The organism is Candidatus Nitrospira allomarina (assembly GCF_032050975.1).
Classification (GTDB): domain Bacteria; phylum Nitrospirota; class Nitrospiria; order Nitrospirales; family UBA8639; genus Nitrospira_E; species Nitrospira_E allomarina.
In genome coordinates this window covers 270,188-281,348 of the sequence record NZ_CP116967.1, presented here as the reverse complement: position 1 = coordinate 281,348, position 11,161 = coordinate 270,188, and the positions used below count along the sequence as shown (strand labels likewise).

The window sequence follows — 11,161 nt, the reverse complement described above, 5'->3', positions numbered from 1 at the left end:
AGCTGTTTCATTTTTATAATTGTTGGATGTGGTAAGAGTCGTCTGAAATGAATGTGCAGATTATGTCCTGTGTGGATCCATGCCGCGCCTTCTTTCTTGAATTCGGATGGGATGGCCGACGAATATGTCGCTTCAGTTGTATGCGGTACCGATAAGTTGAGTCAATGTGGGTTTGACAAATTTCCGTGTATGTTGGCTACTTTGCGGATAGTTTTGGGTCCGGTTCCAGACAGGGTTACGAGGCGGATGTTTTCTTCCTCTCCGTATTCCAAGCAAATGGCCATATGGTCGGAAGGTAATATCTGAGGGAACCGTTCCGCCCATTCAATCAGGACAATGGTGTTTGGAGTAAAATATTCCTCTAAACCTAATGTGGATATATCGGATGGCCCCTCAAGACGATATAAATCCACATGAATAAGCGGAATAGGCCCTTGATATTCTTGAATAAGGGTAAACGTGGGACTGCTGACTTGATCCATGGGAATTCCTAGCCCACAGGCGATACCACAGGTAAGAACGGTTTTTCCTGCTCCTAAGTCACCCGTAAGAGCCAGCACGTCTCCTCCTGTTAACTGTTGCCCTAACCGTTCACCGAATCGGATGGTTTCCTGGGCAGATGCCATCCGTAGTTGAAGTGCGTTCCCATCTGGGGTCTGATCAGGTGTGGGGTGAGAGGGATTCAGATTCATGAGCCTACGAATGAGATCGGGTATGGGTCAATGCATGAGGAATAGTGGTCAACACATCCCCCGCGATCATTCCTGCTTCACCGATGGTGGCGGCAGCCAGATCGCCTGCCAATCCATGCAGATAGACGCCGGCCCGGGCCGCATCCCAACCGCTCAATCCCTGAGCTAATAAACCGGTAATGATTCCGGTTAGAACATCTCCCATTCCGGCTGAAGCCATTCCGGGATTTCCTGTCGGACAAATAGCCACCTGTCCCTGGGGTTCGGCGATGACCGTTCGAGCGCCTTTTAGTACCAAGATCACCTGATGTTTCATGGCAAACCGTCTGCTTATGCCGATGCGATCCTCATTGACCCTTTTGGAGGAGGATCCAAGAAGCCTGGCCATCTCTCCAGGATGTGGGGTCAGAATTGGGGGTCGTTTCAAGGCTGAAAATATTTGGGAATGTTGGGCTAAGCCGTTGAGGGCATCGGCATCGAGAACGCAGGGGGCCTCCAGTTGAGGGAGGAGATGGCGCAAGACCTCTGTTGTTTCAGGGGAGGTCCCCAGACCTGGTCCGAAAGCCAGAGCCGATTTTGTAGCGGCGAAATCAAGCAGGCCTGGATAGGCTTCCATTCCCAGGAGGTGTTGGGACGATTCCGGCATGGGCTCAGTCATCACCTCCAGGAGTTTTGACTCCAAAATGGGGGAAATGCTTTGAGGAGTAGCCACGGTTGCCAGGCCGGCTCCAACACGAAGTGCCCCTAGTCCAGCCATAGCCGGAGCCCCTGTTTTCCCCTGTGAACCACCAACAATTCCTGCATGTCCAAAGGTCCCCTTGTGTGAGGACAGGAGGCGAAGAGGAATAAGGGGGCGAATCATCTTTTGTGACAGAAGATGAACCTGGGGGTCCAGATCTACCACAAATTCCTGGGGAATCCCAATATCGACGATTTGGATGCTACCAACTTTGTCGATGGCCGAACCAAGATACAGGCCGAGTTTCGGGCATCCGAACGTCACGGTGAGATCGGCCTGAACAGCGGCTCCCAGGATGGCTCCGGTGTTGCTATCCAAGCCGGACGGAATATCTATGGCCAGGGTAAAGGCCTGCGAGGCATTCATGGCTCCGATGGCGGAGGAGTAAGGTGGGCGAACTGCAGAAGAAAGGCCCGTACCAAGGAGCGCATCGACCAGAATATCCGCGTCCTGGGTGAGGGAATGCAGGGATTCCTCCGAGGGATTGACGGTTAACAGAGATGGTCTGATGATTTTGCTAAGTCGTCGATACATAATCTTTGCATCGGGACTGAGTGCCTTGAGTGGAGCCATCAAGACTACCTTCAGCTTTGCCCCCTTTTTTGCCATGAGTCTGGCAACAACCAAACCATCCCCACCATTATTGCCCTTGCCACAGAGAATGACGACCTTTTTGCCTTTAGGGGAACCATAGGCTTCGATAAGGTGGCTCATCGCACCGGTTCCCGCCCGCTCCATTAAGGTTAGGCCGGGAACCCTGGTTTCTTGAATCGTGCGCCGATCAAGTGTTTGCATCTGTTCAGCGGTCACGACCCACATAGGCAAATCATAGGAACAAGGAGACATGGATGGTTAAGGCATGAGCAACAGCAAGTCATGCGTAGACGGGTTTGGACGACATTCGGGTTCTATACGGTTTTTGAGTTGACTCCTGGGTATCTTCGGATCATTCACCATGCACATTGATGAGATCCTGTTTCTTCTCGTAGACGTTATCCCAGGAGATGTTTCATGTCTCGGACCGCTCGTTCAAGTCCGACAAACATGGCATGAGCAATAATGCTATGACCGATGTTGAATTCTTCAAATTCTGAGATGCCGGTCAGCCGCCTGATATTCCGATAATTCAGACCATGCCCTGCACTCACACGTAATCCTAATTTCGACGCAAGTTTGGCCGTTTGAACCAACGCGTCAAGCTCGGCATCTTCCTCCTGCTGACGGCGGGTGTTGGCGTACCGCCCGGTATGGATTTCTATGCAGTCTGCTTGGACCTTGTGGGCGGCGCGAAGTTGGTTGACATCAGGATCAATGAACAGACTGACCGGAATGCCGCCTTCATGGAGTAATTGCACCATGGCCTGGATACGGTCCCGATGTTCGATCACGTTCAACCCACCTTCTGTGGTGAGTTCCTGGCGCCGTTCGGGCACGAGGGTCACCAGATCGGGTTTAATGTTCAAGGCAATTTTGGCCACAGCATCGTCAGTGGCCATTTCTAAGTTGAGATGCGTCTGCACGGTTTCACGCAAAATGGTCAGATCCCGATCCTGAATATGCCGCCGGTCCTCACGGAGGTGCACCACAATGCCATCGGCCCCGGCAAGATGCGCCAATGAAGCCGCAACAATGGGATCTGGTTCATGTCCTCCACGAGCTTGGCGAAGAGTCGCCACATGGTCGATATTCAGGCCGAGTCGTGCCATGGAAGTCCTTTAAAGTTCGGGCGAGTGATGAATCAACAAGATCTCATTATGGCAAAAGGGAAAATCTTCCTGCAATAAAGCGATTTTCAGTTCAGTGGGAGTGAATCGGGGAAAATTGACTGAAAAAATTCTCATCCTCTGAAATTGACTGGTCGCGTCACCTCATCTAGAATAAAAACTCTATTAAATCGTACGATTATCTATCCATTTCCTTCCCAAACCATCAAGGACGATTCGTCATTTTACACACACAATGGAACCTTTTTACCGCATTCAACGTCTGCCAGGATACGTCTTCTCTCAGGTTCAAGAGTTAAAACTCCAAGCCCGGAAGCGGGGAGAAGATATCATTGATTTAGGTATGGGTAATCCTGACCAGCCCACACCCCGTCATATCGTAGACAAATTGATTGAGACCGCGCGACTCGGGCGCAATCATCGCTATTCGGCTTCACGCGGTATTACGAAATTGCGTCATGCGATTTGCGATTGGTATCAACGAAATTACGAGGTCAGTCTCGATCCGGAGACGGAAGCGATTGTGACCCTTGGGGTGAAGGAAGGGTTGGCGCATCTGGCCCTGGCCATGGTGGGACCTGGTGACGTGGTTCTAGCGCCGACCCCCACGTATCCGATTCATATGTACAGTGTGATCATCGCAGGTGGTGAAGTCCGCGGGGTTGAACTCGGGCCGGATTCGGATTTTTTCGAAAATCTGAAAAAGGCCTTCAAGCAGACGCAGCCGGCTCCTCGGGCGTTGATCATCAGTTTTCCTCATAATCCAACCACTCGCGTCGTTGATCTGGAATTTTTTAAAAAGGTGGTGGAGTTTGCTCTGGAACACCAAGTCTGGGTCATTCATGATTTGGCCTATGCCGATATCGTGTTCGATGGTTACAAAGCTCCCAGCCTTCTTCAAATTCCTGAGGCCAAACAAATAGGCGTAGAATTTTACTCCCTCTCGAAGAGCTATAACATGCCGGGGTGGCGGGTTGGATTTTGTGTCGGGAATCGTGAAGTCATTGGTGCGTTGACCAAGATCAAAAGTTATCTGGATTATGGCATGTTCCAGCCTATTCAAATTGCCAGTATTATTGCCCTGAACGGTCCGCAGGATTGCGTAAAGGAAATTGTTGGACGATATGAGCGACGGCGCAATGCTCTGGTCCGCGGTCTCAATCGCATTGGTTGGTCGATCGACTATCCTCGCGCCACCATGTTTGCCTGGGCAAAAATCCCACAACCTTATCTTGGGATGGGATCGTTGGAGTTTTCGAAGTTATTGTTACGAGATGCCAAAGTGGCAGTGTCACCGGGAATAGGATTTGGCGAGGGCGGCGATGATTATGTTCGCTTTGCCTTAGTCGAAAATGAGCACCGGATTTTCCAGGCCGTTCGAGGAATCCGTCAGGCGTTAAAACTGGATGGAGAGGTATAATGCGAAAGACGATCCAGGTTGGGCTGATCGGGTTTGGGACGGTGGGGACAGGAGTGGTGAAAATTCTCCAGGAAAATGTCAGTCTCATCACGAAACGGGTTGGAGTTCCGGTGGCACTCGTGCGAATTGCGGACTTGGATGTGAGAACCGATCGCGGGGTTTCGGTACCTCAAGGGGTACTCACGACGGATGTCAGGGACATTCTGGATGATTCGGCTATTGATATTGTGGTGGAATTAATTGGCGGGCTTGAACCGGCCAAACGGTTTATTCTTCAAGCGCTTGAACGAAAAAAGTGTGTGGTCACGGCGAATAAAGCGTTGTTGGCCGACCATGGGGAAGAGATATTTGAGGCGGCATTTAAGGCAGGCGTTGATCTCGGGTTTGAAGCGAGTGTGGGTGGAGGCATTCCCATCATTCGCTCGCTTTCCGAAGGCTTAGCGGCAAACCGGATCCTGTCGATTACGGGGATCATGAATGGCACGTCAAATTATATTCTGACCCGGATGACCAATGAGCACCGTGATTTTGAGGAAATATTACAGGAAGCGAAACGGGAAGGGTATGCCGAAGCGGATCCATCACTGGATGTGGATGGCGTGGATGCCGCTCACAAACTGGCTATTATGGTGAATCTGGCGTATGGGACTCCCGTGCCCATGGGAGCCATCTTCACTGAGGGAATTTCCCGTATTTCGACGGTGGATATCGAGTTTGCCCGTGAACTCGGGTTTACCATTAAATTGCTGGGAATCGCAAAACTTCAAGAGCATGCCATTGAGGCCCGAGTGCATCCCGCTCTGGTGCCCGCCGGATCTCCCATTGCACAGGTCAATGGGGTCTATAATGCCATTCATCTGATTGGTGACGCGGTTGGAGATGTTGTGCTCTACGGCAAAGGGGCTGGATCGCTTCCCACAGCTAGTGCCGTAGTGGGAGACATTATCGATCTGGCACGCAACCGAATCGCCGGAGTTGCCGGGCGGGTTCCGGTGACCTCATTCCAATGGGAATCGCGTGAGCCTATTGCCATACGGCCGATGGACGAGATTGAAAGCCGGTATTATTTGCGGTGCATGGTTAAAGATCAAACCGGCGTTCTATCGGCCATATCGGGAATTCTTGGACAGCGTGGGATCAGCATCTCATCTGTCCTGCAAAAAGGGCGAAAGGAAGGACAAACGGTGCCGTTGGTCATCTTAACACATCGCTCGGTGGAGCGAGCGGTTCAAGAGGCACTCCAGGAAATTAATGCGCTTCCTTTGGTATCAGAGCCAACGACGGTACTTCGGATGGAAGGGGTGGAATAACACATGAAGCCAAATTGCGTCACGAAGGGGGACAAGCCATTATGATTCCTTGGCGTGGCATTATCGAGGAATATCGGAAATTCCTCCCGGTGGGAGAGCAGACTCCGATTGTGTCACTATTGGAGGGGAATACTCCACTCATTCCAGCAAAGCGCTTAGCGGGGAAAATTTGTCCTGGCCTGGGTCTGTATTTGAAGATAGAAGGGGCCAACCCAACCGGTTCATTTAAGGACCGGGGGATGACCATGGCGGTTTCCAAGGCCGTAGAAAGTAAGGCCAGGGGACTCATGTGCGCCTCAACAGGCAACACTTCCGCTTCGGCAGCGGCCTATGGGGCGAAGGCGGGGTTGCCGGTCTATGTCGTCGTGCCGGCAGGGAATATTGCTTTGGGTAAGTTGACGCAGGCGCTTATGCATGGGGCTCGAGTCATTCAGATTGAAGGAAACTTTGATCAGGCTTTAACGATCGTAAAAGATTTGTGCGAGGAAACCGCCATTGAATTGGTTAATTCAATTAACCCGTTTCGTTTGGAGGGCCAAAAAACGGCGGCCATGGAAATCTGTGATCAGTTAAGGTATGCCCCAATCATTCATGCCCTTCCGGTAGGGAACGCCGGGAATATTACTGCGTATTGGCGAGGATATCAGGAGTACCACAAGGCCGGACAAACGCAAGGGTTGCCTCGTATGGTCGGGTTTCAAGCGGAAGGCGCCGCGCCCTTGGTCAGAGGGCATGTCGTGGAGGAGCCGAAAACCATTGCTTCAGCCATTCGGATTGGCAATCCGGCCAGTTGGTGTTTGGCTCTGGAAGCGGTGGAAGAATCACACGGATATCTGGACATGGTCTCGGACGAAGAAATTCTTCGAGCGTATCAAATGGTGGCGAGTGAAGAAGGGGTCTTTTGCGAGCCCGCTTCCGCTGCGTCTCTGGCTGGGATTGACAAAATGAATCGCGCCGGGTTGTTGCCCAAGGAGGGGGACATTGTGTGTACCTTAACCGGACACGGGTTAAAGGATCCGGATACCGCCATCTCGGTCTCCTATCGACCGGTGACGGTTCCTGCAACACATGAAGCGGTCAGAGCGCAATTAACGAATCAATAATCCCTCATGGTCTTCTGAAAACCCGGATTGTTCGTTCAACTACTCATTAACTCAACACAGTGAGGCTCAGGTCGTGCGAAAAACGATCGTGATTCACGTCGACGGATTGACAGGACAGTCGTATCAAGAATTAGGAGACCAAACCGTCTTACAATCGGCACGGACACCGCATCTGGATGAATTGGCGGAGCATGGGGAAGTAGGGCGCTTAGGGGTTCCCCGTGAAACTCGCCCCTTTTGCGGGGAAATGGCCCTGCTGGCTTTATTGGGATACGATCCTCATAAATGGTATACCGGTCCTGGTGCCTTTGAGGCAGGGGGATTAGAAGTTGTTTTGGACGCCCATGATGTGGCCTATCTTTGTCACTTAGTGACTCTCCGGGGTCAGGATGGATGGGGGGATGAGAAAAAAATTGGTCCTCACCTATTCATGGCCGACCCCTATGGCGGAGGAATCGGGACTGAGGAGGCCCGAGAACTCATTGATGCCGTTAATGAACAATTGATTTCTGAAAATATTCAATTTTACATGGGCAGCCATCATCGGCATCTTATGGTCTGGGTGGGTGCGAGCGGGAAAGTGGCCTGTCGCAACCCCTATGAGGCTTTAGGACAGTCGATCGAGGCGTACCTGCCGACCGGAGATGGTTCGCACATCTTACGTGAGCTCATGGCGGCTTCCCGGGTGATCCTCTGCCATCATCCTGTGAATCACGAACGCCTAAATACCGGATTGAAACCGGCCAATTGTTTGTGGTTGTGGGGGTCAGGAAAACCTGTGGAATTGCCTCATTTACATGAGCGGTGGCCAGTCAACGGTCTCGTGATATCGCCCGATGGGCCGTATATCGGTGTTGGAATGGCCGCCGGACTTCAGACGGTCAAGGTCGAGCATGTGGGAGGGGGAGATATCGAGTGGTTGCAGTCCGTAGCTAGTCAGGCCTCGACGGCCTTGGACAGGCATGATCTGGTCTGTCTGCACATCCCCTTTTACGAGTGGGGCTTAAAGGATGGTCAAGTGATGCCACCCGCACAATTAGTGGAATATCTTGGGCAAGTGGACGAACAGGTCATTGGAGCTATTCATGCGTCTGTTGGAAGCACCAACTCCATCCGTATCGTCGTCATGGTGACTCCATGGCAGAAGGATGGAGGGTCTTCCATATCGCCCTATCTGGTGTTTGAAGGGTCAGGGGAAAAATCTGAAAATCATGCGGGACCCATGAATGAACGTGAGGTGGCCAATCGCCCTCTCCGTGATGCTACCAAACTGTTTGAGCGATTTATGGTCACTCACTAAAACCATGGCCCTGTATATTCAAAAATTCGGCGGTACATCAGTGGGGAGCCTGGAACGCATTCAAAACGTGGCCCGGCTTATTCAGCACACTTTCCGGGAAGGGCATCAACTGGTGGTCGTGTTGTCCGCGATGAGCGGGGAAACGGATCGCCTCATGAAAATGGCCAAAACCTTGAGTGTCGATCCAGATGATCGGGAGCTGGATGTGCTCCTTTCTTCTGGAGAACGGGTCACGATTGCGCTGATGGCGATGACCCTCAAGAGTCTTGGGGTCAGGGCACAATCCTTTACGGGACGTCAGGTTGGGATTGTGACCGATAGCACACATACCAAAGCTCGGGTCTCCCGTGTCGATACGGACCGGGTGCTGGGAGCCTTGCGTGACGGGATTGTTCCCATTGTGGCCGGGTTTCAAGGTATCAACGCCGCATCCGATGTGACCACGTTAGGGCGCGGCGGCTCGGATCTGACGGCCGTGGTCCTGGCGGCGGCGCTCAAGGCCGATACCTGCTTTATTTATACCGATGTGGATGGGGTGTATACTGCCGATCCCAATATTGTGCCGGGCGCGAGAAGATTGGATAAAATCTCCTATGAAGAAATGTTAGAGTTAGCGAGTCTGGGTGCGAAAGTCCTACAGTCTCGTTCGGTGGAGTTAGCGGCGAAATATCAGGTACCTGTGGAAGTGCGATCCAGTTTTCAAGACGGGCCTGGAACCTGCGTGGTAAAAGAGGATGTCGATATGGAAGAAGTCTTAGTCTCGGGGGTCACGGGCGACCGGAATCAAGCCAAGGTCACGGTGGTCGGGGTCCCGGATCACCCTGGAATTGCGGCCACATTGTTCTGCTCCATTGCGGATGCCGCCATCAATGTGGATATGATTATACAAAATGTGAGTCAGGATTCCCTGACGGATATTTCCTTTACCGTGCCGAGAGCTGACCTTCCGAGAGGCATGGGTCTCATCAGAGACATTGCCAAATCGGTGGAAGCGCGGACGGTCGAGGTGAACGAATCCATTGCCAAAGTTTCGTTAGTGGGAGTGGGAATGCGTTCGCATTCCGGTGTCGCAGCCAGAATGTTTCAGACGCTCTCACGTGAAGGCATTAATATCATGATGATCAGTACCTCGGAGATAAAAATCTCTTGTGTGGTGGAAGAAAAATATATGGAGTTAGCTGTTCGGGCCTTGCACCAGGAGTTTGAATTAGAAGTTCCTCCGGGGAACAGAAAGGCCTAGCGTGGGGATGTGTGTCGACACCGATGGTGGGAATGCGTGATATGAATTCTCAATTTCCAGTCATTGAAATCTACGATACGACCCTCCGGGATGGAGCTCAGGCCGAAGATGTCAGCTTTTCGGTGGAGGATAAGGTTCGTATCGCCCTTAAATTAGATGAGCTAGGGGTCCATTTCATAGAAGGAGGGTGGCCGGGAGCCAACCCGAAGGACATTGAGTTTTTCCAAGTTATGAAATCGACGCCATTGCAGCACGCCAAAATTGTGGCATTTGGTTCGACGCGAAAAGCCAAAAATACGGCCAAGGCCGATCCGACGCTGGAAGCCCTCTTATCCGCGGAGACGGATATTGTGACCATCTTCGGGAAAAGTTGGACCCTCCATGTGACGGAAGCCTTGGAAACGACGTTGGCCATCAATTTAGAACTGATTGCCGATTCCATCTCCTATCTCCGGTCGAGGGGACGGCAGGTCTTTTACGATGCCGAACATTTTTTCGATGGCTATAAAACGGATCCCGCCTATGCCATGAAAACCATTCACGTTGCGGCAGAAGCCGGGGCGGAACGAATCGTGTTGTGCGATACGAATGGGGGATCGATGCCATGGGATATTGGGGAGATTTTTGCAAAAATCCGCAAGAACTGTTCTGTGCCGTTAGGCATCCATGCACACAATGATGCGGAGATGGGGGTCGCCAATTCATTGATCGCCGTGCAAGCAGGAGCGATCCAGGTCCAGGGAACGATCAATGGCATTGGAGAGCGGTGCGGAAATGCCAACCTATGTTCCGTGATGGCCAATTTGGAATTAAAAATGGAGCGAACGGCTTTGGGGGATGGACGTTTGGCACACCTTCGCGCCATTTCTCATTATGTGGCCGAGATGGCCAATCTGACTCCCAACAAACGGCAGCCTTATGTGGGAGATACGGCGTTTGCTCATAAGGGTGGGGTGCATATACATGCGGTGCAAAAAAACCCGCTCACCTATGAACATGTGAATCCCGATATTGTCGGCAACCACCGCCGCGTTTTAATTTCCGATAGCAGTGGAAGAAGTGCCGTGTTTGGAAAGATGGAAACGTTCGGACTGGACCTTCCTCAGGATAATCCCAAGGTCCTCGAATTACTGGATTCCCTCAAAACGTTGGAATATGAAGGGTACCAATTTGAAGGCGCGGAAGGGTCTTTTGAATTGTTAGTGCGGAAAGCCATGGGGACCTATACTCCATCCTTCGAATTCCTGGGGTGCCGGATCATTGTAGAAAAACGAAAAACGAATGAAGATCCAATTTCCGAAGCCACAATAATGGTCAAAGTCGGGGAGGTGGTTGAACATACCGCCGCGGTCGGTGATGGGCCGGTAAATGCGCTCGATCATGCCCTTCGAAAAGCGCTGGAGCATTTCTATCCGCAGTTAAGGGAAGTCAAACTTCTGGACTATAAGGTCCGTGTGTTGACGGGGCGACGTGGAACGGGTTCTCGTGTGCGAGTCCTGATTGAGTCGGGGGATCACAAGGAAAAATGGGGGACGGTCGGGGTATCGGAGAACATCATTGAAGCCAGTTGGCAGGCCCTGGCCGACAGTATTGAGTATAAGCTCATGAAGGAGAAGCCGTAAACGTGATAGCG

The 11,161-nt window shown here is 51.8% G+C and carries 9 protein-coding genes; 6 read left to right on the top strand and 3 right to left on the bottom strand.

Annotation, left to right across the window (positions count from 1 at the left end; all coding sequences use genetic code 11):
- Window positions 1-161 precede the first annotated feature (161 nt).
- From tsaE to PP769_RS01220, 3 genes are all read right to left on the bottom strand, one after another.
- Complete coding sequence (tsaE, locus tag PP769_RS01230; RefSeq protein ID WP_312644201.1) at window positions 162-692, bottom strand: tRNA (adenosine(37)-N6)-threonylcarbamoyltransferase complex ATPase subunit type 1 TsaE; 531 nt, start codon at window positions 690-692, stop codon at window positions 162-164.
- 4 nt (window positions 693-696) lie between these two features.
- Entirely contained in the window at window positions 697-2,250 is a 1,554-nt protein-coding gene (locus PP769_RS01225) for an NAD(P)H-hydrate dehydratase (RefSeq protein WP_312644199.1), read from the bottom strand.
- A 173-nt stretch (window positions 2,251-2,423) separates the two neighbouring features.
- Window positions 2,424-3,137 carry a pyridoxine 5'-phosphate synthase gene (locus PP769_RS01220; RefSeq protein WP_312644197.1) on the bottom strand — a complete coding sequence of 238 codons (714 nt, stop codon included), beginning with the start codon at window positions 3,135-3,137 and terminating at the stop codon, window positions 2,424-2,426.
- 253 nt (window positions 3,138-3,390) lie between these two features.
- Here PP769_RS01220 and PP769_RS01215 point away from each other — a divergent pair, with 253 nt between their 5' ends.
- The 6 genes from PP769_RS01215 (at window position 3,391) to cimA (ending at window position 11,150) form a co-directional block, all read left to right on the top strand.
- Window positions 3,391-4,575, top strand: coding sequence for an aminotransferase class I/II-fold pyridoxal phosphate-dependent enzyme (locus PP769_RS01215; RefSeq protein ID WP_312644194.1), 1,185 nt, complete (start codon window positions 3,391-3,393; stop codon window positions 4,573-4,575).
- A complete protein-coding gene (locus PP769_RS01210; protein ID WP_312644192.1) occupies window positions 4,575-5,885 on the top strand; it encodes a homoserine dehydrogenase in 1,311 nt (436 codons plus the stop codon). Before PP769_RS01215 ends, PP769_RS01210 begins: the two co-directional genes overlap by 1 nt.
- Window positions 5,886-5,926: 41 nt before the next feature.
- Window positions 5,927-6,988 carry a threonine synthase gene (thrC, locus tag PP769_RS01205; RefSeq protein WP_312644190.1) on the top strand — a complete coding sequence of 354 codons (1,062 nt, stop codon included), beginning with the start codon at window positions 5,927-5,929 and terminating at the stop codon, window positions 6,986-6,988.
- 73 nt (window positions 6,989-7,061) lie between these two features.
- Window positions 7,062-8,288: a hypothetical protein gene (locus PP769_RS01200; RefSeq protein ID WP_312644188.1), complete on the top strand. Its 1,227-nt coding sequence runs from the start codon at window positions 7,062-7,064 to the stop codon at window positions 8,286-8,288.
- A gap of 4 nt (window positions 8,289-8,292) precedes the next feature.
- Window positions 8,293-9,528 (top strand): aspartate kinase, encoded by a 1,236-nt coding sequence (locus PP769_RS01195; protein WP_376753411.1) that lies wholly within the window; start codon window positions 8,293-8,295, stop codon window positions 9,526-9,528.
- A gap of 41 nt (window positions 9,529-9,569) precedes the next feature.
- On the top strand, window positions 9,570-11,150 hold the full coding sequence (cimA, locus tag PP769_RS01190; protein WP_312644184.1) for a citramalate synthase: 1,581 nt from the start codon (window positions 9,570-9,572) through the stop codon (window positions 11,148-11,150).
- Window positions 11,151-11,161 lie beyond the last annotated feature (11 nt).

Coding starts and splice junctions, on each gene's coding strand:
- tsaE (WP_312644201.1), bottom strand. CDS start 692: ATGAATCTGAATCCCTCTCACCCCACACCTGATCAGACCCCAGATGGG.
- PP769_RS01225 (WP_312644199.1), bottom strand. CDS start 2,250: ATGTGGGTCGTGACCGCTGAACAGATGCAAACACTTGATCGGCGCACG.
- PP769_RS01220 (WP_312644197.1), bottom strand. CDS start 3,137: ATGGCACGACTCGGCCTGAATATCGACCATGTGGCGACTCTTCGCCAA.
- PP769_RS01215 (WP_312644194.1), top strand. CDS start 3,391: ATGGAACCTTTTTACCGCATTCAACGTCTGCCAGGATACGTCTTCTCT.
- PP769_RS01210 (WP_312644192.1), top strand. CDS start 4,575: ATGCGAAAGACGATCCAGGTTGGGCTGATCGGGTTTGGGACGGTGGGG.
- thrC (WP_312644190.1), top strand. CDS start 5,927: ATGATTCCTTGGCGTGGCATTATCGAGGAATATCGGAAATTCCTCCCG.
- PP769_RS01195 (WP_376753411.1), top strand. CDS start 8,293: ATGGCCCTGTATATTCAAAAATTCGGCGGTACATCAGTGGGGAGCCTG.
- cimA (WP_312644184.1), top strand. CDS start 9,570: ATGAATTCTCAATTTCCAGTCATTGAAATCTACGATACGACCCTCCGG.